The 22,092-nt window shown below is 54.2% G+C and carries 16 protein-coding genes; 13 read left to right on the top strand and 3 right to left on the bottom strand.

Features of this window, described 5'->3' with window-relative positions:
* The 5 genes from NTU47_16920 to NTU47_16940 form a co-directional block, all read left to right on the top strand.
* A partial coding sequence (locus tag NTU47_16920; GenBank protein ID MCX6135490.1) for a YfcC family protein occupies positions 1-249 on the top strand: 249 nt, incomplete at its 5' end.
* 135 nt (positions 250-384) lie between these two features.
* Entirely contained in the window at positions 385-1,293 is a 909-nt protein-coding gene (locus NTU47_16925; GenBank protein ID MCX6135491.1) for a MurR/RpiR family transcriptional regulator, read from the top strand.
* 78 nt (positions 1,294-1,371) lie between these two features.
* Positions 1,372-3,837: a TonB-dependent receptor gene (locus tag NTU47_16930; protein MCX6135492.1), complete on the top strand. Its 2,466-nt coding sequence runs from the start codon at positions 1,372-1,374 to the stop codon at positions 3,835-3,837.
* A 23-nt stretch (positions 3,838-3,860) separates the two neighbouring features.
* Positions 3,861-6,356: a hypothetical protein gene (locus NTU47_16935; protein ID MCX6135493.1), complete on the top strand. Its 2,496-nt coding sequence runs from the start codon at positions 3,861-3,863 to the stop codon at positions 6,354-6,356.
* 10 nt (positions 6,357-6,366) lie between these two features.
* Positions 6,367-7,368, top strand: coding sequence for a PorV/PorQ family protein (locus tag NTU47_16940; GenBank protein ID MCX6135494.1), 1,002 nt, complete (start codon positions 6,367-6,369; stop codon positions 7,366-7,368).
* A 452-nt stretch (positions 7,369-7,820) separates the two neighbouring features.
* Here NTU47_16940 and NTU47_16945 read toward each other — a convergent pair whose 3' ends face one another.
* The 3 genes from NTU47_16945 to NTU47_16955 all read right to left on the bottom strand — a co-directional run bounded on the left by NTU47_16945 (position 7,821) and on the right by NTU47_16955 (position 10,363).
* Entirely contained in the window at positions 7,821-8,126 is a 306-nt protein-coding gene (locus tag NTU47_16945) for a type II toxin-antitoxin system RelE/ParE family toxin (GenBank protein MCX6135495.1), read from the bottom strand.
* Complete coding sequence (locus NTU47_16950; protein MCX6135496.1) at positions 8,116-8,385, bottom strand: type II toxin-antitoxin system prevent-host-death family antitoxin; 270 nt, start codon at positions 8,383-8,385, stop codon at positions 8,116-8,118. Before NTU47_16950 ends, NTU47_16945 begins: the two co-directional genes overlap by 11 nt.
* A 349-nt stretch (positions 8,386-8,734) precedes the next feature.
* Positions 8,735-10,363, bottom strand: a complete 1,629-nt coding sequence (locus NTU47_16955) for a M20/M25/M40 family metallo-hydrolase (GenBank protein MCX6135497.1) — start codon at positions 10,361-10,363, stop codon at positions 8,735-8,737.
* 270 nt (positions 10,364-10,633) lie between these two features.
* On the opposite strand from NTU47_16955, the gene NTU47_16960 reads away from it, so the two are divergent.
* The 8 genes from NTU47_16960 to NTU47_16995 all read left to right on the top strand — a co-directional run bounded on the left by NTU47_16960 (position 10,634) and on the right by NTU47_16995 (position 21,753).
* Positions 10,634-12,739: a TonB-dependent receptor gene (locus NTU47_16960; protein ID MCX6135498.1), complete on the top strand. Its 2,106-nt coding sequence runs from the start codon at positions 10,634-10,636 to the stop codon at positions 12,737-12,739.
* 363 nt (positions 12,740-13,102) lie between these two features.
* Entirely contained in the window at positions 13,103-14,167 is a 1,065-nt protein-coding gene (locus tag NTU47_16965; GenBank protein MCX6135499.1) for a serine hydrolase, read from the top strand.
* A gap of 151 nt (positions 14,168-14,318) precedes the next feature.
* Complete coding sequence (locus tag NTU47_16970; protein MCX6135500.1) at positions 14,319-14,702, top strand: hypothetical protein; 384 nt, start codon at positions 14,319-14,321, stop codon at positions 14,700-14,702.
* A 269-nt stretch (positions 14,703-14,971) separates the two neighbouring features.
* Positions 14,972-15,910 (top strand): SDR family oxidoreductase, encoded by a 939-nt coding sequence (locus NTU47_16975; protein MCX6135501.1) that lies wholly within the window; start codon positions 14,972-14,974, stop codon positions 15,908-15,910.
* A 918-nt stretch (positions 15,911-16,828) separates the two neighbouring features.
* Positions 16,829-17,695: a glucose-1-phosphate thymidylyltransferase RfbA gene (rfbA, locus tag NTU47_16980; GenBank protein ID MCX6135502.1), complete on the top strand. Its 867-nt coding sequence runs from the start codon at positions 16,829-16,831 to the stop codon at positions 17,693-17,695.
* A gap of 6 nt (positions 17,696-17,701) precedes the next feature.
* Positions 17,702-18,265: a dTDP-4-dehydrorhamnose 3,5-epimerase gene (rfbC, locus tag NTU47_16985; GenBank protein MCX6135503.1), complete on the top strand. Its 564-nt coding sequence runs from the start codon at positions 17,702-17,704 to the stop codon at positions 18,263-18,265.
* A 504-nt stretch (positions 18,266-18,769) separates the two neighbouring features.
* Positions 18,770-19,624 carry a dTDP-4-dehydrorhamnose reductase gene (rfbD, locus tag NTU47_16990; GenBank protein MCX6135504.1) on the top strand — a complete coding sequence of 285 codons (855 nt, stop codon included), beginning with the start codon at positions 18,770-18,772 and terminating at the stop codon, positions 19,622-19,624.
* A 491-nt stretch (positions 19,625-20,115) separates the two neighbouring features.
* Complete coding sequence (locus NTU47_16995) at positions 20,116-21,753, top strand: hypothetical protein (GenBank protein MCX6135505.1); 1,638 nt, start codon at positions 20,116-20,118, stop codon at positions 21,751-21,753.
* Positions 21,754-22,092: the final 339 nt, after the last annotated feature.

Below are 22,092 nucleotides of genomic sequence, written 5' to 3' on the forward strand. Positions count from 1 at the left end.
CCGATCATGACGCCGTTGAGCGATTTGCTCGGCGTGACCCGTCAGACCGCGGTCCTGATTTTCCAATATGGCGACGGGTTCAACAGCCTCATCCTTCCGACATCGGGTGTGACGATGGGAGTGCTTGCCATCGCCAAAATACCGTACGAAAAGTGGTTGAAGTGGGTGATACCGCTGCAAATCCTGCTGTACGGCGTGGGAATGATCTTCATCGCGATTGCCGTCATGACTCATTGGGGCCCAAGTTGAGTTGACACCTGATCTTGAGATGAGTGAGAACTGTTCCAAGATTCATCATGCAATGCCCCAAAGAGCAATATCAAACAACATCTGAGAAGCTTTGCGCCTTGGCGTGAGAGTCTTCTCATTTGAAGTGGAACCGATATGACGACGTTAAAAACTGATCGGCAGATCAAGCAGCACGACGGAGTGAACGAAGCGCTCAAGTCGAAAATCCTCGCCGCGTACCAGCGCCTCCCCGCGAATCAGCAGCGGGTGGCGGATTTCATACTGAAACAGCCGCACGACCTCGCCTTTCTGACAACGGACTCGTTGTCGGAAACTCTGAAAGTCAGCAAAGCGACCATCGTGCGCTTTGCCCAAAGTCTCGGCTACCGCGGCTTCACGCAGCTTCAGAATGAAGTGCTCGACGCGGTTCAATCGACGCTTCGTTCGCCGGAACGGTATAAGGTCTCGCTTGGGAAGATAAGCAATGAAGGGACTCTGACGCTGGTCGCCCAGCACGAGGTTCAGAATATCAATCGGACAGTCCAGTATGTCGAGCGGGCGACATTCAAGAGCGTTGTCGATGTCCTCCGTGACGCGCGCAAGGTGTACACCATGGGGATTGGGATCTCTTCGCTTCTGGCCCAGGTATTTTCCTACGAGTTGAACCAGGTCGGCATCGAGTCTCAGGCGCTTGAAAGCGGGACACTTCGTTTCGTTGAACATCTCGCTCTGGCGCGCCGTGGGGATGTCATCGCCTCGTTCTCGTTTGCTCCATACTCGAGGGAGACCATCGAAGCAGCAAAGTACGCCCGGAAACGCGGACTGACGGTCGTGACGATCACCGACAAACTGACATCGCCCATCACGTTTCACGCCGATCACGTTCTGGCTGTCCGTACGGAGAATATGCTCCACACGAATTCGATTTCGGCAATTTCTGTGTTGATCAACGCGGTTGTCACAGAAGTCGCGCTCAAGAACAAGACCGCGGTGTCGAAGATGTTCAAGGAGTCAACCGAGATTCTGCATCAGACCGACGAGTATGTTGAGAAACCGTCTCACTGACCTCGCCAGTCGAATAACACTGGAATGTGAACTGAAGAAAGTTGCCAAAACACACTCACTGTCTCACAGAGGTCCTCTATGAAATGGTTGATTGCGCTCTGTGCCCTGATCCTTGTCCCGCTGCTGCTGTTGGCCGGCACGACGGGCAAAATCGCGGGCAAGATTGTGGACAAAGCAACAAATGAGCCGCTTGTCGGGGCGAATGTCGTCCTCGTGGGAACGACGCTGGGTGCTTCGGCCGACGTGGACGGGTCGTATGTAATTCTGAATATCCCGCCGGGCGCCTATACGCTCCGCGTGACGATGATCGGGTATTCGTCGAAATCGGTCACCGGTGTTCGCGTCATCGTTGACCAGACTACAACGCTCAACGTCACGGTCGACGCAGCCTCCGTCCAGTTGTCGGAGGTCGTGATTCAGGCAGAGCGCCCTCTGATCCAGAAGGATCTGACTGCGACATCGTACATCGTGACCAGCGAACAGATGTCGGCACTGCCGGTCAAGAATTTCATTGAAGTCCTGAACATGCAGGCCGGCGTCGTCGCCGAAGGAAACACGCTCTACGTGCGGGGCGGCAGAGGCAACGAGGTTGCGTTCCTGATCGACGGTATGTACGTCAACGATCCGGTGATGGGAGGGCTGGCGACGCGCATCAGCAACGAATCGATCGAGGAGCTCAATTTCCTCAGCGGTACGTTTAACGCGGAGTACGGCAATGCCCTCAGCGGTGTGGTGAACATCGTGACGAAAGAAGGGGGAAAAGCCTACTCCGGAACTGTCGAAGCGCGGACGAGCGAGTTCGGTGCGGCGCCCTACAAGGACTATCGTGAAAACCGTGTTGATGTCACGATGAGCGGTCCGCTGTTCGGAGAGAGCTCATCCTTCTTCGTCACGGGCGAACGCGATGCCCGGAGCAGTTGGCTTCCGTTTGGATCTGACAAGACGCTCTCCACAATGGCGAAACTGAGCGGCAGGTTCGTCCCGGCGCTCAAAGGGACCCTGACATGGCGCTACAGTGAGGAAGACAGGCGGCCGTACAACCACTCGTGGAAATACATCCCCGATCAATACCTGAGAGTCAGGGAGAAGAGCCGGCAGATCATCGGCAACATCACGCATAGCGTCGCCGACAACCTTTTCTACGACGTCCGGGTCTCCTACTTCAACCAGTCCTACTACTCGGGAGTCGATAAGGACACGTCGCAGTATCTGGGCCCCTCTGCCTGGAGCTACCTCGCTGACAAGGGGACCGGCTTTGAATTCTACGCGAAGCGGGATCCGATCGAACTGACCGACAATCGGACCGCGACGCTGAATGCCAAGGGCGACCTCGTCTGGCAAATGGGGAAGAGCAATGAGGTGAAGCTGGGATTCGAATTCAAAAAACACGATCTGAAATACTTCGATGTCTATGACCCGAAAAGGAATTTCCCCTACATCACCGATTTCACGAAGAAGCCGTTCGAGGGTGTGGCCTACGTCCAGGACAAGATCGAGATGAACGCGTTCGTCATGAACCTCGGCCTGCGCTTCGACTATGCAGATCAGCTCTCGCCGTTCCGCAACAATCCTCTTGACCAGAAATCGGTTATCGAATCGAGGCCGAAATTGCAGTGGAGCCCGAGGCTGGGTGTGGCCCACCCAATCAGCGACAAGACGTCGCTCCATTTCTCGTACGGCCATTTCTTCCAGAACCCGGATTACACGCGCCTGTACGAGAACAGTCAATATGATATCAACGTGCGTGAGCCGATCTTCGGCCAGCCCAACCTGGACGCGGAGCGGACGACCGCCTACGAAGTCGGAGTGTCTCACCAGTTTTCTGACGCCATCGTCGGGTCCTTCACTGCATACTACAAGGATGTCATCGGGCTCGTGGGGACCCGGTTCTTCCCTCCATTTGTCGAGGGCCGGTTTGTCGGCTACACGCTCTATATGAATGAAGCGTACGCGAACATGAAGGGTTTCGAGATGCGTGTCGACATGCGGAGGACAAAGTACCTCTCAGGATCGATCACTTATACCTACTCAGTGGCGAAGGGAAGTGCATCGTCTGAAACGGAAGACTACCCGGGAACGACGCAATCGACGCTTCTCTATCCGCTCTCGTTTGACAAGCCGCACCTCTTCAATCTGAATGCGAACCTCTATCTTCCCGATAACGATGGTCCGGCGTTGCTCGGCATACGCCCGCTCGCGAACACAGTGTGGAACGTTGTTGTCCGCGCGAGCAGCGGATATCCCTACACCCCTGCCCCGTTCGGCAGAGTGGTCAGCTACATCGAGAAAAACTCCGCCCGGATGCCGATGACCTACTCGGTAGATGCCCAGATCAACAAGCAGTGGTTGATCGGAAAGGCGAAGCTCACGGTGTTTGTCGAGCTCCTCAATCTGACAAACCACAAAAACGTTCTGTATGTGTATAGCGATACAGGCGAACCGGATGCTTCGTATTCCGGAGGCTATTCGCAGGACTACATCCAGGATCCAAGCAATTTCGGGCCGCCCCGCCGCATCCGGCTGGGGGCGCGCTTTGGCTTCTAATCCCTTACTCGAGAGCTGAACCTATGAAACCATTCGCAGCCATATTCCTCATCTGTTGCCTGATGTTCTCATCACAGGCGCAGGATCTTCAGAAGAAGGACCGTAGTGACCGCGATCGCTCGGAGGGGGGAACCTCGACGCAGGGTGTCGTGGACCGGGCCGGCGGGTCTCACAACAAAAGCAACATCGGCTCGTTTTTTGAGAACAGGGGCAAGCTCTACGCACGTACCCTGTCACAGGGGGTGTCGGGTGAATTCCCGCTCGGCAGTCTCCACGAATACATCTATCGTGTCGCCCCGTATGTCGGGTTTCCCGGCAATGTAATCCAGGGACGGTTCACGACCAACGAAGAGTGGGAGGCTGTGCCGGGCTATGCAAACCGGGACAGCGCCCGGGTCGCATTCAGCGACAAGCCGGCTACGTGGCCAGCGTCCGGCTGGCCGGTGAAAGACGCTTCGGGAAAGCCCGTGATCGTTTCAAACCAGGACAGCTACTGCGTCTATAGCGACTCCAATAATACGCGGAAGGTACTCGGGATTCAGGTGAACCAGATCGGGTACGCGTTCAGTCAGAAATCGATTCGCGATCTGATCTTCTACACGTTCCTCCTCACAAACAACTCGAAGAATACGTACGACAGTCTCTACTTCGGTCTCTACGCAGACATCGAGCCGGGGGGGTATGACGTCGCAGAAGACTACAATTTCAATCGGTACGTGCTCGACAAGAAGTGGAATCGCCTGTACGCCTATCACGTGAACGGGCATTCAGTGGAGTGGAATGCCCCAACAGGGGTCTTCGGTCTCATGATCATGAAGACGCCCAAAGTAAACGGGGTAGAACCGGGAGTCACCGACTGCCACTGGTGCCTTTACTCCGACGACAAGATCGACGATGACAACGTGGAATTTGGCAGGATGGCCAGCACGCGATCCCTCTACGAATCGAGTGTCGGACCGAAACACTTCCATCTTGGGGCCAATGCGCCGAATCTCCACTTCGATGACTTCGCTTCGTCGCAGCCCGCAGCGGGGACTGCGCCGATCTCCATCCTCAGTTCAGGTCCATACCGGATTGCGCCGGGGGACACGTTGAAGTTTGTGACTGCCATGGTCGCCGGCAACACCGTCGAGGAACTCGATTCCACGACCGTGCATGCGTACAATCTGGTGGCGAACAATTTCAGAGTCGTCCAGCCGCCGCAGTCGCCCAAGGTTTCTGTCACGCCCGGAGACGGTCGTGTGACAATCGCCTGGGACAACCGCTCTGAATCTGTGCGCGATCAACTCACAGGCCAGCTCAACTTCGAAGGATACCGGATCTACAAGAGCGTCGACAAGGGCGTGCACTGGGACCAGATAGACCGGAACCTTCAGCCGAACCTGGGCGCTGATCCGGTCCCGCTTGCGTCGTTCGATCGTGTGAACGGAAACGGGAAGGACAATGGAATTCAATATCGATACCTCGATACGACCGCCACGAACGGTTTTGAATACTGGTACACCGTGACAGCCTACAGCCAGGTCGGAAGCACCGTTCTCGAATCGCCGCGCGGAACATCTGCGGACGATCCTAATTTCGGTATCGTAGTCCCCAGAACGAAAGCCGTGGGGAGAATTCCGGTCACAGCAACGACGCCGGCGCAGGCAGGCACGGGCACGGCGCGTGTACTGTTCGATATCGCTGCGCAGGACAACCCGGATGCCGGAGGCCGGCTGCATACCGTGAGCTTCGCTCCGCTCACGAGCGTGGAACAAGGATTGTTTCTCACACAGATAAGTGTCAGCGTGAGCTCGATCGGTCCGAACACATCGGATGCGTTCAGTCTCACATTTACCGGCGCCGGTCAGTTCGTTCTCCGTAACCTCACGAAACGAACGGTCGTCAATGCGGCGGGGACGTATACCTCCGGCGTTGCCATTTCTTTTGAGGGACTTCGGCTGACCCTCACGGACACTTCAGCAATACTCAGCGACAGGCCGGCGGCAGGAGACTCCATCGTGATCAGGCCGGGAGTACAGGTCGCGAGCGGGACAACGTCTGCGATGCCGCTTGAGTCCTTTTCGTACGGAACGTATTACAGCACATCGACAGGATTGACCTTCGCCCTGTTCCTCACAGACACGCTGGCGCAAAGCAAGGTCACATACAATGACAAGTTCACATTCACGACAAGCGCGGCAGGTGCCACACAGGCATTGACCAACGCTGATCTGGAGAGGATCAAAGTGGTGCCGAATCCGTACCTGGTCTCTTCGCTGTATGAGCCGGAATTCGGAGCGTTGCGCAGGGAGCCCGTCCGTGTGTTGAAGTTCAACAACCTCCCGCCGCGCTGCACGATCTACATCTTCAGCATGGCCGGAGACAAAGTGCAGACAATTGAGCACAACAGTGACAACGGAACCGAGACGTGGAACCTGAGAGCATCCGGGGGGAGAGAGATCGCCCCGGGTGTGTATCTCTACCTCGTCAAGACCGACACCGCAGAGAAACTTGGCCGCTTCGCGGTCATCAAATAGGAGACCAGCCATGAAAAGATCAATATTGTTACTCGCCGGCCTCTCTATCAGCCTGTGCAGCGTGCTCTTCGCACAGAATCCGAACGTCGGCACCGCGGGGGCCCAGTTTCTGAAAATTCCAGTCGGCCCGCGGGGAATCGGCATGGGGGGCGCTTACGTCTCGAACGCAGGCGACGCATCTGCTCTGTTCTGGAATCCCGCAGGTATTGTCCATGTCCCTGAAAATGAACTCTTTGCCTCTAACACGTCGTGGTGGGGAGGGGTGAACCTGAACCATGCCGCGTTCGTCCATTCGTCTGAAGATGTTGGATCGTTCGGAATATCGATGAGTCTTCTGACCATGGGGGAGATGGAGGTGACGACGGAACTGCAGCCCGAAGGAACGGGTCAGAAGTTCGACGCGCAGGACCTGATGCTGGGCGTCAGCTATGCCCGGTCTCTCACGAAGGATTTCAGCGTCGGCGTGACGATGAAATATATGAACCAGAGAATCTGGAACGAGACGTCGGGGGGGCTTGCGTTCGACATCGGAACCCAGTACCGCATCGGCTTCGGGGATCTGACGATCGGCATGAGCATGACGAATTTTGGCCCGGACATGAAATATGACGGGCAGGACCTGGACGTCAAGTACGACGCAAGCAATCAAAACCCGAACAACAGGCTCGCTCCTGCGACGCTTGCAACGGACGACTATCCGTTGCCGCTGCACTTCCAGGTAGGCGCGTCGATGACGATTCTGAACACAGAGAGCATCAAAATCCTGGTTGCTGCCGATGCCGCTCATCCCAATGATAACCGGGAGAGGATCAATGTGGGGACTGAGCTGACAATCCTCGGCCAGGTATTTCTCCGCGGCGGCTACAGGTTCAACTATGATCAGGAGACGGCGACGTTTGGAGCCGGCGTTGTGGCCCCTCTCGGCGGAAGCAGTCTCCGGTTTGACTATTCCTACGCGCTCTACAATCTCCTTTCCAACGTCCACAGGCTGTCGGTGGGTATTACGTTCTGACACCTCTATCGACCTGACACAATACGAAGGGGCTGACTCACGTTCGAGACAGCCCCTTCGTTGTTTTGCTCGCGTTAGGCGGAAAACACGCCGCATCTGGAATTCGTGAGTTGCTAGTGCAGGTTCACGCAAATAATCTTGTGGATTTCAACGCAGAGACCTGCCCGCCTCTGAGAGTTCAAGAAGGCAGGCGGGCGCTGAGGTCGCGCCAGCCCGCCGTGCGGTCTGGCGGGGAGAATCGCAGAGGGAGAAGCTTGACAATCTCTCCGTGCCTAAGCGGTCTCTGTCTACCCCGACGCCCTGAGCGACGCTGAGCGATCCCGAGCGAAGCGCGACGTTTCTTGTCGTGACGAGTCGAGGGAGAGTCGAAGCGGAGCCGAAGGATTGTCGGGGCGACTCTGCGTTAGAAACCATAAAAATAAGAAATACAATATTACTTTTTGGAGACGGCACTAGATGAGGTGATCGAGGTCGCGGGATCCGTGAACCACGCGATGTATTTCAATCTCGCGGCCGCGGACGACGTAGAAGACGAGGTATGATTCAACTATCATGACACGATATCCGTACTCTCGAAGCCTTAGATGCCGTGGAACCCGTCCCAGTGACGGATGCCGCGCAAGGAGGCCGATCCGCTCATCGAACTTCTCCACAAACGACAAGGCCCGATGCGGGCTATCTTGAGCAATGAAATCGAAGATTGAGACGAGGTCGTCTTGAGCAATCGGGAGATAGCGAAGCGTGAACTTAACGGACATTGGCTCTTCGGCGAAGTTTGGTCATCATGAGTTCGTGGGTAATGCCCTTCTTCTTTGCTGCTGATTGTCCTTGAGCTACTCCCAGCTTCTCAAAGAGGTCAACTTGCCCTTTCAGGCGTTCATAGTGGCTGATGCTCATAACAACCAGATCACCTTCGCCGTTGGTCGTCAAATACACCGGCTCGTCTTCTTTGTGACAAATCATGGCAATTTCTCGAGTTCGGTTGCGCAAGCTAGAGATCGACTTGATTATAGGCATTGATACTCCTCTATTGTCCTTAGAATGAGCGCAAATTAGTGCATAATTATGATATAATCAAGTATTGGTGCCTCTTGTTGTGCGACAGTTGAACTGTTGGACATGAAAATGCTTCGACAGATTTGCTGGCGAAGAACAGTTTCTTCTTACCGAGGGCTGGGTCAAAGGTAGCTTCATTTGGGCTGGCCACTGTCAAAACAAACGGGGCAAGCACTTGCTTGCCCCGTCGTTGTCCCCGGCACTTCTGAGCACATATTCCCATCGATAAGACTTAGTGCCTCCGCGTCTTTGCCTGCCCGCCTCGGGCAATTCCAGAGGCAGGCGGGCGTGAGACTCTTTCTACCAGATTCTACTTCGTCCCCGGCATCGGTTTCCGCGGGAACTTCTCAGGCTGCATCGCCGCGTTATAGGCAAAGATGGCCATGATCGCCGAAGCCTGTTTCAGATCTCCGTCCTGCGCACGATCCCAGACGTCTTCGTTCGAATGGTGCGTACGCGTATTGTAGTCGATCGGGTCCTGGATGAATTGGAATCCGGGAAGCCCGACGCCGTCGAACGAAAGATGATCCGTGCCGCTGGTGTTAGACAGCGACAACGTCTGAGCGGTAGGGTCGTTGTACTTCGCGAGCCACTCACGGAAGATCAGCCGAACCGATTCATTCCCCTGCATCCAGACGCCGCGCACTTTCCCCGTTCCGTTGTCGTGGTTAAAATAGACCGAGAACTTGTCATGCTCGGCTTTCTTCTTTATCGGGCCTCCGCGTCCCATCATCATGCTGATAAAATCGCCGTCCTGCTCTGCGAAGTGCCTGGCGACATACGCCCGCGACCCGAACAGCCCCTGCTCTTCGCCTCCCCACAGTCCGATGCGGATCGTCCGCCGCGGCTTCAAGCCGAGCTTCTGCAGAATGCGGACAGCTTCCATGCAGACGGCAGTGCCCGTTCCGTTATCGGTCGCGCCTGTTCCGGCATGCCACGAATCGAAGTGTCCTCCGATCATGACGATTTCATCCTTCAGGTCGGTACCGGGAATCTCGGCAACGATGTTGAATGCCGAATCCGGCTTCGTCATCGATACTTCAAGGTTGATCTCGGCAGTGACCTTTTGTCCCTTTTCGATCATCCGCATGATTCTATTATAATCTTCAGTGGCGATCGAAACCTGCGGCACGATTGCGGGAGCTTTCTCGCCATAAGCGCTTGTCGCCGGGCTGAAAAGATCTGAAAGACCTTGAGGCACGTAGCCGGATGACGCTTCTGCTGTAAAAACGGTCCCGTCATCCCCGCTCGCATTGTTGACGATCACCGCTGCTCCTTCTTTCTGGCAGAAGGCCAGTTTCTTCGCGCTCCATTGCATCATCTTGACGTAGTACTGAATCATCGACGAATCGGGCATCGCACCGCCGACCGGCATATCTGCGTTGGCATAGCGCACCAAGGCTGAGTCGGTGAAACGCGTGGCGTCGGCCTGGAAGTGTGCCCGCAGCGGCCGAGGTGCGTCAAGGAGAACGATCGCGTCTTTCAGCTTTCCTTTGAACGTCTCAAGATCGGATTCTGCGCCGGCCTTGAGATATACCACTTCGCCGCGCACCGGTCCGTCTGTGCTGGGAGACCATGCTTTCGGATACGCAATCAGAGGGAATGCTTTCGGTCCCAATACCTGAGCGGAAAATCTCTTGAGCGTCCAACCTTTTCCAACCGGAGCCCAATTCTCATAGTGGACGTCCTGCAGTCCCCACTCCTTGAGCTTGCCGCTTGTCCATTGGGCTGCTTGCTTGTACTCCGGTGACCAGGTGAGTCGTGGACCGTAGACGTCACAAAGATAGCTCAACGTCTGCATGACCTCCGAACGTTTGAGTGCTTCGTCCTTGATCGCAGCGATCGCAGTCGTGTCGACAAACGGACGCGCCGGCTGTGAAACTGCAATTGCGGTGGCGAGGACGAGAGCCGCGAAAACAAAAAAGAAGCTTCTCTTCATCGGGAATTCTCCTTCTTGAGGTGGAGTGAACGGTGTGGATTAGTGAGATTTCAAACCGGTAATTGTCAGGCTGAATCTTAAGTTTACGGCGGTCTGGCAGTGTTGGTTGCGGCTCTCTGTAACCTTCTGCAGTGAGCCTGAAAGAATATGAGATTTTTTTGCCAAAGTTGCGAATGACTGCAACATCCGGTTTTGCTTTTCAGTCAAACTCTGGCAACATTTTGAGCGAAATCACGATCGCTCTTAGTCCTGTCTCCCACCGAGGATCGTATGCGACGCCCAACATTCTTCCTCGTTCTTCCCCTGCTACTCGTTCTGGTGATACATGTTGGACTTTCTCAAACTCCCCGCAAGGATACTTTGGAGTTCAAGTATCCCGAAGTCGTCGTGACGGGATCCCGCATGACGCTTCCTCTGAAGGAGATTCCGTTCTCGACGAGCATCGTCGGGCCTGAGGTTGTTCAGACCCTGTCCAGGGCTGTGGCGATGGACGAGGCCCTGAAGCTGGTACCCGGCGTCAAGGTCGACAATCAGGCCAACGGAGGACGGGTGCACCTCTCCATCCGCGGGCAGGGGATTTTGACAGAACGAGGAATACGCGGAATCAAGATCCTCCTCGATGGCATACCGCTCAATGACCCGACCGGATTCGCCCCCGATTTTTTTGATGTCGAGTACGCAGCCCTCGAGAGAATTGAAGTTCTTCGGGGACTTGCGGCGTCGATCTACGGCGGCAGCGCATCAGGCGGCATCATCAATATTGTGACACAGAATGCTCACAATGTGCCGATCTCTGGCGATGCGGCGTTCACGGGTGGTTCAAATGGGTTTTGGAAAGCGTTTGGCCAATTCGGAGGGAGCACACCCGCGATCAATTACAGGGTTTCACTCTCCCGGACGATGGGGAACGGGTACAGGGATCACACCCATTTCTGGTCGAACATCGCCTATGGAAAAGCAACGTGGACTCCATCGGCAAGTTTTCAGCTGAATCCTATCTTCTCCCGCTCGGAGACATTTCATGAGAATCCCGAGGGGATCAACCTTGATCAGTATAAGCAGAACGCGCGTCAGGCAAACCCCGATGCAATTCCGTTCAACGAGTACCTCGCGACGAATCGAACGACCGTTGGCACCACCGGCTCACTCCGTTTCGGTGAACGCCAATCTCTGGATTTTGGCGCGTATGTGAAAGGCACGTTGTTCACGGAAGCGAACAACCGGACATTCAATCACAGGACGATCTCGACACCGGGCGCATCCATTCAATACACTGTTCGATCAGGTGAGGAGGCTGATCATCTGAGGGGCAGGCTGAGTTTCGGCGTCGATGCCCAGTGGCAATCGATCGACGAGCACCGTGTGGACAACCTGCATGCGGTCGAAGGCGACACCATCCGTTCCAAGGAAGAGATCGAACAGAGCGGGGCGGGCGTGTTCCTTCTCGGCAAGCTTGACCTCGGCCGCAACTATGGATTGATGGCGTGTCTTCGGTACGACAATATTCACAATGAGCTGAAGGACTTGCTCAAGACTCCACTGGATCTGTCGGGCAATGCCGACTTTTCCAGGACCACGGCTCGGGTAGGCTTCACCTATTCACCGCAGCAGGATGTGACGATGTTTGCCAGCTGGGGGCAGGGATTCATGCCTCCTGCGACAGAGGAACTGGCCCAGAACCCGGATCATTTTGGCGGCTTCAACACTCACCTCACGTCAGCCACATCGGAAGGATTCGAAGTGGGAGTCAGGCAAACGATGGGAAGCCACCTGCATTACGAGTTTACGGGATTCTCCCTGATAACGGCGAACGATTTTGATCGATACCGCATTGCGGATCCGCTGCGCAACCAGGAGACGTTTTATAGAAACTCCGCCTCAAGCCGGAGAGCTGGTGCGGAAGTTTCCCTCGAGTATACCCCGCATGCTGAGTTCGACATCCAGGCGGCGTATACTTTTTCCGCATTCCAGTACTCGAATTCAAAACCGATTCAGGTTGTCATGGACGATCCTGCCGTACAGAAGTTCATCAAGGACGGAAGCTGGCTCCCGAATTCGCCGAAGCATCAATTCGCTTTTGATGCGCGGTACACGATCTCCGAAGGATTCTCCATCGGCCTCACCGCCGAAACCATGAGCAAAACGTACATCGATGGAGCGAACATCGAAACCGAAGCGGCAGATGGGTACGCGCTCTTCCACGCGCGAATGAGTTATGACCTGGGCTTCGCCGGACATCGGGTGGAACTGAGCTTCCAAATCCGTAACATCACGGACAAGGAGTACATCGCCTTCACAGAACCCGATCCCGGAGGCAATGCATACCAGCCGGCCGCGAGAAGGGAGATGTTTGGAGGAGTGAGATTACATTTCTAAAGGCACGATTCAAACCCATTCCTACAGTTCTGTCCGTATTCGGCGTCAACGCTGTCTTCCTTGAGGCCCAGCATCCCCGTAAACATTAGCTGCTGACGGAGGGAATTGACTTTTGACGTTGCAGAACATATATTTCATAGAACGCTTCACGTTGCCCACCGATCATCGTCCCCCTCCGAGATTCAGCGGGCTTGCCGTGGCATTCTGTCTTGATGCAGCCCGTCTGGTGCAAGAGTGTCCATGACTCAATCGCTGGTAAGCTTTCGCCATTTTCCCGTGTCTGATACCGCAATGAGGTCTTCCCGCTGATGGGGAAACTCTTGTAGTCTTGAGCGCTATCGAATTAGCGAAAGGTGTTCTGCTATGGGCAAGCACCGACATGCTCATGCTTTGGACCCGCATCACGTTTGGTCTTCTCGAATTCCGGTCGTTTGGTCCGTAGTCTCGGCACTTCTCGTGGCCTCAATTACGTTCTTTATTACCCGCGGTATCTACTCAACGGGTCCCGTTCTGGCGTCCCGGCATGAGCCATCGAATCCCGACCAATCTGAGTATCAAATCAAGCGGATCGCAGATGCGAGATTCATCCGGCCGCTGTTCTCCGCAAAACCGTTGCATGAATATGACGGATATCACGGCATCAGAAGCTCTGTCGCAAACCTGATTCAGTATTATGTCGGGCAGGGAATAATCTCTTCGGCATCGTTCTACATGAGAGATTTTGACAAGTCGAATTGGACGGCACTCAACCAGAACGAAAAATACCTCCCGGGTTCCATCCTGAAAATTGCCGTGCTCATGACGATACTGAAGTACGAAGAGGAGCATCCGGGTTTTCTCGATGGTACCGTACCGTTCATCTTCAATTTCAAGTATGCCATTCCCAAGAACCAGTCCATTCTCTCGAATCGGATAGAATTCGGCAAACGCTATTCTCGCCGTGACCTGTTGAAATACATGATAGAATATTCGGACAACAACGCCAGTGAACTCTTGTGGCTCGGGATGGACAAGGCGATCTTCACAAGGATGTTTGAAGAATTTGGTTTGCCGAAGCCGAACCTGACAGGAAACGACATCCCACTCTCTGCCGTGGACTGTTCGATGTTTATGGAAACGCTGTTTAATGCAACCTATCTGAACATCAAGCAGTCAGAATTTGCGATCGATTTACTCTCAAGAACATCGTTCAAAGATGGCATCGTCAAAGGGATCCCGGGTGAAAACCTCTTGATCGCTCATAAATTCGGCGAGTCTGGCACCGCGAAGTACAAAGAACTTCATGAGACTGGGATTCTCTATCTGGAGGACCGCCCTTACCTCATTACTATTATGACGAGGGGAAAAGAGGATGTCGACTATCCCAAGTTGGCAACCGTCATCCAGGGCATTTCAAGGACTATATACTACGGATTGATGAAGAAGTGAAGACAGCACGAATCTTGAAATTCTAAGCCCCGCACGCACGGAATCTGATCCGACCGACTTGTTTTTGGCAAGGCTTATGCCTAAGTTGAGAAGAGTCTAATAATCCTATCGCGTCGTATCCTAGCCACGAACAGAAAGAGGAGAATAATCTATGGGACAACAACAACTTTTGCTTATCATCCTTGGTGTTATCATCGTTGGTATCGCCATCGCAGTTGGCCTGAGCCTTTTCAGCGCTCAAAGTGTTCAGTCGAACCGTGACGCTATGATCAACGACCTGAACAATCTTTCAGCACAGGCGTACCAGTTCAGGATTCGTCCGAGCTCGATGGGCGGTGGACAGGGTGACTATACCACGTTCGCGATTCCGACAAAGATGAAGACGAATGAGAACGGAATCTATACGGCAGCGCCGACGTCGAACACGATCGTGTTCACAGCGGTGTCAGCTCAGAATGCTTCGAACACCATCAAGGTCACGGTTGACAGTGATGGAAAGCTCGGCACATGGGTTTATGCTGGTGACTTCCAGTAGGTTCAAGGTTTTCGTTTGCTGGACAACGGCCGTCCTGCGCTTGCAGGGCGGCCGTTTGTTTTAGGTTCGTTTGTGCAAGAAGTCGATGTGCTTGATCGATCACGTTCGCTTCCTCTTCGAAAGCGTTTTGGATATCCCCCTATCTGCTCCCCCATGCCGTTGCATCTTGCACCCTCGTTTGGTAACTTGAGTCCCGTGAGCACCAAAGTGGACATTCTTGGTGCCTCAGAAGTTTGCATTTCCAATTTATCAGCGAGCGTGTCTGAATCATGCCGACGTCTGTAGTCACCGGCGGTGCCGGTTTCCTTGGTTCTCATCTCTGTGACCGCCTGGTTGCTGAAGGGCATTCTGTCGTTTGTATCGACAACCTGATCACCGGCAGCACGGCGAACATCGCTCATCTCGCCGGGAATCCGCAATTCAAGTTTGTTCAGTATGATGTGACAAACTATCTCTTTGTCGAGGGAGATGTCCGTTACATCTTTCATTTTGCCTCTCCCGCTAGTCCTATCGATTATCTCAAGCTGCCGATTCAAACGTTGAAAGTGGGATCGCTTGGGACGCACAAAGCCCTGGGGCTTGCCAAGGCCAAGAACGCGCGTTTTCTTCTGGCATCGACCTCAGAATCCTACGGCGATCCGCTCATCCATCCTCAGCCTGAGACGTACTGGGGCAATGTCAACCCCGTCGGCCCCCGGGGCGTTTACGATGAGGCAAAGAGGTTCGCCGAGGCGATGACGATGGCATATCACCGCTACCATCACCTTGATACACGTATCGCCCGGATTTTCAATACCTATGGCGAACGCATGCGTATCGAGGATGGTCGCGCGATTCCCGCGTTCATGTCCCAGGCGTTACGCGGTGAAGAAGTGACGGTCTTTGGGGATGGAAAGCAGACACGTAGTGTGTGCTATGTGTCAGACCTTATTGATGGGATTTTCCGCCTGATGATGTCCGATTACGCGCTTCCGGTGAACATCGGAAACCCTGAAGAGATCACAATGCAGGGGCTTGCAGAGGAGATTGTCCGATTGACCGGAAGCAAGAGCCGGATTGTCTACCTGCCCTTGCCGGAAGACGATCCGAAGGTCCGTCAGCCGGATATCACGCTTGCGAAACAGCTCCTTCGCTGGGAACCGCGCGTGAAGAGAGAAGATGGATTGCGGAAGACCATGGAGTACTTCCGAAAGAAGCTGGATCTGTAGAAGGTCAATCAGTACCAGACATCCTGACCATGTCGAAGGATGCTCAAGGTTCGACAAAGCGAAATCCGACGCCATATTTCGTCTATATCCTGGAATGTGCGGATAATTCCTATTACACTGGAAAAACCCGGGACCTTGACAGAAGAATATCTGAACATCAGGAAGGGGTGGGCAGCGACTACACGCGGAGACGCCGACCGGTCCATTGTGTTTGGAATGATGTTTTTCCTGATGATGCACAAGCGTTTGAAGCGGAGAGAAAAATAAAAGGGTGGTCCCACGCCAAAAAAGCGGCCCTGATTGCGGGAGATTTCGACCTTATACACGAACTCGCAAAATCCACGGAAAAGAAGGAGCGAGAAGAGTCTCAGCTGCAAAGAGGCTCCCGTGCATGAAAAGTACAAACATCCTGAGCGGAGATCGCCGTTTCTGCGATCGTAGTCGAAGGATGTGCGGGTTTTCAGCAACGCTCGCGGACCTTGAAGAAGAACATGGTTCTATGGGCACGCTTCGATTCCGCACGAAGGTGGTGCTTATTAGCTCCGCTCAGGGTGTAACATGTTTTTTGGATCGGCAGGACGAGAACAAGAGATTCTCAACGGAGGACGCCCTTTGTGCGCTCACGTTGACGGATGACAGGTGTCCAGGAAGGTCTTCTATGCAATGAAATAGACATCCTGAGCGGAGATCGCCGTTTCTGCGATCGTAGTCGAAGGATGTTCGGGTCTTCAGCAACGTTCGCGGACCTTGAAGAAGAACATGGCTCTATGAACACCCTTCGACTCCGCACGAAGGTGGTGCTTATTACCTCCGCTCAGGGTGTTAGATGGTACTCGGATTGGCATGACATCACGGTGCTTGTCTAATTCGTCACGACTTCGCACAAGGGCGAAGTCCAAGTATTGAAAGGAACGGATTGTGAAAGGTATCATATTAGCCGGTGGCGCCGGTACCAGGTTGTATCCGGCTACACTCGCGCTCTGCAAGCAACTCCTGCCGATCTACGACAAGCCGATGATCTACTATCCATTGTCGACACTCATGCTCGCGGGGATCCGCGACATTCTCATTATCTCCACGCCGACAGACCTCGATCGTTTCCGTTCGCTCCTGAAAGACGGGTCCCAGTGGGGAGTCTCATTTCAGTATGCCGAGCAGCCAAAGCCGGAGGGGATCGCGCAGGCCTTCCTCATCGGAGAAAAATTCATCGGCGGCGATCGCGTGGCCCTCGTTCTGGGTGACAATATCTTCCACGGCCACGGCCTTGTGGATTCGCTGCGTCGCGCAGCACAGCAAACGTCAGGCGCGTCAGTCTTCGGCTATTTTGTGAAGGATCCGGAGCGGTACGGAGTGGTTGAATTCGATGCCCATGGAAACGCCATCTCAATTGAAGAGAAGCCCGGGCGGCCGAAATCGCACTATGCGGTGACGGGACTGTATTTCTATGACGACAACGTCTGCTCGATCGTGAAATCTCAGAAGCCGTCGGCCAGGGGAGAGCTGGAAATTACAGATGTGAACAAAGAATACCTGAGAATGGGTCAGCTCCGGGTCGAAATCCTGGGCCGCGGAATGGCATGGCTCGATACCGGGACGCACGAGTCGCTTCTCCAGGCATCCAACTTCGTCCAGACAATCGAAGACAGGCAGGGGTTGAAGATCGCGTGCCCCGAGGAAATTGCCTACAACGCCGGATGGGTCAGCTCCGATGAACTCCTGAAGCAGGTGGAACCGATGAGAAAGAACACCTACGGCCAATACATCCTAGCCCTCCTTAACAAGTAATCCCCTATGAACATAGTCGAAACCGAATTATCCGGAGTCCTTGCCATTGAAGTTGACAGGCATGGCGACTCGCGGGGCAGCTTCGTTGAATCGTGGCACAAAGAGAAATATGCCCGTCTCGGGGTCAGCGTCGATTTTGTGCAGGACAATATTTCGTATTCCAGAAAGGGCGTACTGCGGGGGCTGCACTATCAGAACCCGAGCCCTCAGGGAAAACTCGTTTACGTTCTGCAGGGGGAGGTATTTGATGTCGCGGTTGACATCCGTGTCGGTTCCCCATCCTTTGGTAAATGGTTTGGCATGACGCTCTCATTTGAAAACAATAAGCAGCTCTACATACCCGAGGGCTTCGCCCACGGATTTGTGGTTACAAGTGATGAAGCGACCGTTGCCTATAAATGCACAGGGTTCTACAAGAAGGAATGCGAGAAGACCATTCGATGGGATGATCCGGATATCGGGATTGTGTGGCCTGCCGGGAATCCAATCTTGTCGGACAAGGACCTCGCAGGTCTCTCGCTCAAAGACATGGACGCTAGGGATCTCTTTGCATTTGATCCTAAGCTGTGAAGAGTATAACGTGATCTTTCTGCTCGGCCTTGAGAGAGAGTCGTCGTATGGACAATTCCAAAGCCGGGTTTGTCATTCCCGCTTGCGATTGGCGGCCTGCCCGCCATTAGGGGGCTGGTTTGGCAGGCGGGGAATCCCTGCTTGCGGTAGGCAGGAAGACTGCGCATTCTGGACTCCCGATTGAATCATTCGGGAGTGACATGCGTTGTTTTGGTGCGTCATGGTATTGTAATCCCTTCGTCTAGCCGGATGTTGAAAAACAAACCGCAAAGGGCGCAAAGGACCGCAAAGAAAAAGTTGAGTATCCTTTTCCATCCAAAGACTCGAACCTTTGGCGCTCTTGGCGGCCTTGCTTGCCCCGAACGATGTTGGTTCGGGGGCAGTTCATCTTATTCTTGGAACCTAGAATTGCATTTGCCTACTAGGGTCTTTGCCTGCCCGCCTCGGGCAATTCCAGAGGCAGGCGAGCGTGAGTATTCTTTTGGCAACAATTGAGCGGAGTACATGAAAGTCGCTGTCATCGGTGCAAACGGCCAGCTTGGAACGGAGATCGTCAAGGGCTTCTCGGATGAGACCGTCATCGCGTTGACGCAAAGCGACATAGAAATCAGCGAGATCGGCTCGGTGGAAAAGGCGTTCGCGAATGTATCGCCGGATCTCGTTGTCAACACAGCCTCGCTCGTCAATGTTGAACTGTGTGAGAAGGAGCCAGCAAAAGCGTTCCTCATCAATGAAACGGGGGCGCTGAATCTGGCACGTGTCCTGGAAGAAAGGAAGATCCCTCTTCTCCATATCAGCACGGACTACGTGTTCGACGGAACCAAGAGGTCGCCGTACGATGAATCTGACGACGCGAAACCTCTCAATGTCTACGGGGCTTCAAAGCTGGCGGGCGAGCGTGCGATCCAGGCCGTCTGTTCGCGGCACTTCATTGTGCGCACATCGGGGCTCTACGGCCACGCTCAATGCATGGGCAAAGGTGCGAACTTCATCGAGAAGATACTTGCCCGCTCGAAAGAGAAAAGTGAGCTTCAGGTCGTTGACGATGAAGTACTGACGCCGACGTACACGCTTGACCTCGCAAAACAGATTCGCGTCCTGACAAGAACCGGTGAATTCGGATTGTACCATGCAACGAATAACGGCGAATGCTCATGGTTCGAGTTTGCGAAGGAGGCCCTGCGGCTCGCCGGGTCTTCTACCAGAGTTGTGCCTGTTTCGTCGGCGATCTATCCGTCCGAGTTGAAGCGTCCGGCATATTCGGTCTTGGCTAATGCGCGGCTCATTGCTCAGGGCCTTGATCAGATGCCGGCGTGGCAGGAGAGTCTGAAGGCGTATTTTGAATACCTAACCTCGTGATTCATTATTGGATGTTCGATATTGTCCGCCGAAGGCGGATGCGCCTATGGCGCAGATATTCCTGTGGTTCGTTCCGGTGAATAATGAATATCGAATTATCGAACTCCGAATAATGAAGTTGGCAACTCAGCTGGGTGGCACCTCATAAGCTCCACTGGTCGTCGGGAGCTCTGCTCCTGACGTATTTGGCTTGAAAATCAATGTCTGTTCGGTCTCACATCCTGAGCGGAGTGTCGACGATTCCCAGTCAATACGCAGTCGAATGATGATAAGAGTCGGCCGCAATGCCAGCAGGTTATCGATGATTTGGTTCCTGATGAACACCCTTCGACTCCGTCCTTCGCCATGCTCAGGACTCCGCTCAGGGTGTATTATGTTTTTTGGGTACCTATGAAAAGAACCAGACATCCTGAGCGGAGTGTAGACGATTCCCAGTCGACACGCAGTCGAAGGATGCTCACGGCGTGTCCCGTCAGAGGAAGAAATAGTTGATGAACTGTCGTCTCTATATCGCTCGCTTCGCGTTTCTCTTTGGCTTGATCACTCTGTGTATGACTCACATCCTCAGTCAGTCCATCTACCTTCCGGTTGCGCACGAGGTCTATCCATTCCTCAAGCGTTTGGAAGCCCGCGGACTGCTTCCTGAGTATCGGGACGCGGCCAAGCCGCTGTCACGGCGTGTGCTCGCGATGCATCTCAAAACGCTCGCGGGGGCAGTTGACCGGATGACCGAAGTGGAGCGAGACGAGTACGAGTTCCTGAAAGGGGAATTCAACTATGAACTCTCGACGCTTGCCGGCGATCGTGAGCCGAGCGAGATTCGTTGGCACGTGATCTCCGAGACCTTCCCAGGCGGGATACTGAATCTTGAGCCGAATCTTCTCTTTGGCCAGACGAACATCGGAAAAGACAATGTCCGGACCAGGGGGCAGGGGGCGAAATTCTACGGCTACGTGTTCGACGACATCGGGTACTATTTCAATTTCGTCGATAACCGAGAGGTTGGAACGGGAATCAACTTCGGCAGGGTGCATACACCCGAACCCGGCGTACTCCCGACGAACAATCTTGAAAACCTCCCCCGGACGGTGCTCGAATACAACACGACGGAGGTCCAATTCACTTTCCATATCGGCGCTTTCAGTTTCTCGCTCGAAAAGATGCAGAACATCTGGGGGCTGGAACGGAACGGTAACCTGGCGTTCTCCAACAAGGCCCCGTCCTACCCGCAGATCAAGCTCCGGGTGCCGGTGACCAACTGGATGGACTTCATCTACCTCCACGCCGAGCTGAACTCGAACATTATCGATTCAACACGGTCGTACTTTCTGCACAGCTCCTCGATAGCGGACTATTATCGCCAGGTCGACCGCACAAAATACATGGCAGCCCACATGGTGGAGTTCACACCCGTCCACGGTGTGGACGTGTCGATCGGCGAGTCGGTGGTCTACAGCGACCGGGGTCCGCTCCTGATCTACCTCATTCCGATCATGTTCTTCAAGTCAGCCGAGCATTACAATCTCGACAAGGACAACATCCAGTGGTTTGGCAACCTGGACCTGAATCTGATCAGGAACGTGAATGTCTATGGTTCTTTGTTCATCGACGATCTGTCACTCGACAAGATACTCATTGCAGAAGAGCACCCGAACTATTTCGGTTACTCGATAGGGTTTCAGACGTATGACGTGCTCCTGAAAAATATCGAGTTCAACGCCGAGTACACCCGCATCAACCCCTGGGTCTACACCAACAAGATCACGCCGACCGACTTCACAAACAACGGGTACGTCATGGGGCACTGGATGGGGCAGAATGCGGACAATCTGATGCTCGATTTGAGTTACAGGCCGGTGCGCTCAGTCCTGATCGGAGCATCCATGCAGGTCTATCGCAAGGGGGGACTCAAAGACATCTCGTACCAGTATACGTTGCCGGCCTCACCGTTTCTATACGGTCCGCTTCACGAAGAACGGGCCTTCGGTATGCATGCGCGGTATCAGTTCATGCGGGACGGCTTCCTGGACGTGCGCGTTGGTACCCGGAAGACAAACGACGAGGCCTTGAACATTCACGGCGACCGCAAACTCGAGTTTTCAATGACGGCGCGGTACGGACTCTGGTAGAGAGACTGTCACTGCGAGCGAGTCCCTCCAATGGTCTGAACCAGGGATGGAGGGATCTGGCAGAGAGTGCAACGAAACAGAGCGTCGTGTTGTAAGGTGATTGCGTTGCGACCACCGGATTGCTTCGGGGCTGTCCCAAATGTAGGTCGACCTGCCCGCCATTTCTGTTCCGAGAGGTCAGGCGGGAATGCTATTTCGACCACGTTGAGGATCCTGAAATCTCCGAAACTAAAGAAATCTTGACTTACTCGAAGAGGTCGAAAGTACTTTTGGGACAGCCCCTCGCAATGACGTGAAACATAAGAGGCGTGACTCTTTGAAAGGTTGGGAATCATCGCC

Source organism: Ignavibacteriales bacterium (assembly GCA_026390595.1).
Taxonomy (GTDB): domain Bacteria; phylum Bacteroidota; class Ignavibacteria; order UBA10030; family UBA10030; genus UBA9647.

Excerpts from the sequence above, each read along its gene's own strand:
- NTU47_16925 (MCX6135491.1), top strand. The coding sequence starts at position 385 with ATGACGACGTTAAAAACTGATCGGCAGATCAAGCAGCACGACGGAGTG.
- NTU47_16930 (MCX6135492.1), top strand. The coding sequence starts at position 1,372 with ATGAAATGGTTGATTGCGCTCTGTGCCCTGATCCTTGTCCCGCTGCTG.
- NTU47_16935 (MCX6135493.1), top strand. The coding sequence starts at position 3,861 with ATGAAACCATTCGCAGCCATATTCCTCATCTGTTGCCTGATGTTCTCA.
- NTU47_16940 (MCX6135494.1), top strand. The coding sequence starts at position 6,367 with ATGAAAAGATCAATATTGTTACTCGCCGGCCTCTCTATCAGCCTGTGC.
- NTU47_16945 (MCX6135495.1), bottom strand. The coding sequence starts at position 8,126 with ATGTCCGTTAAGTTCACGCTTCGCTATCTCCCGATTGCTCAAGACGAC.
- NTU47_16950 (MCX6135496.1), bottom strand. The coding sequence starts at position 8,385 with ATGCCTATAATCAAGTCGATCTCTAGCTTGCGCAACCGAACTCGAGAA.
- NTU47_16955 (MCX6135497.1), bottom strand. The coding sequence starts at position 10,363 with ATGAAGAGAAGCTTCTTTTTTGTTTTCGCGGCTCTCGTCCTCGCCACC.
- NTU47_16960 (MCX6135498.1), top strand. The coding sequence starts at position 10,634 with ATGCGACGCCCAACATTCTTCCTCGTTCTTCCCCTGCTACTCGTTCTG.
- NTU47_16965 (MCX6135499.1), top strand. The coding sequence starts at position 13,103 with ATGGGCAAGCACCGACATGCTCATGCTTTGGACCCGCATCACGTTTGG.
- NTU47_16970 (MCX6135500.1), top strand. The coding sequence starts at position 14,319 with ATGGGACAACAACAACTTTTGCTTATCATCCTTGGTGTTATCATCGTT.
- NTU47_16975 (MCX6135501.1), top strand. The coding sequence starts at position 14,972 with ATGCCGACGTCTGTAGTCACCGGCGGTGCCGGTTTCCTTGGTTCTCAT.
- rfbC (MCX6135503.1), top strand. The coding sequence starts at position 17,702 with ATGAACATAGTCGAAACCGAATTATCCGGAGTCCTTGCCATTGAAGTT.
- rfbD (MCX6135504.1), top strand. The coding sequence starts at position 18,770 with ATGAAAGTCGCTGTCATCGGTGCAAACGGCCAGCTTGGAACGGAGATC.
- NTU47_16995 (MCX6135505.1), top strand. The coding sequence starts at position 20,116 with ATGAACTGTCGTCTCTATATCGCTCGCTTCGCGTTTCTCTTTGGCTTG.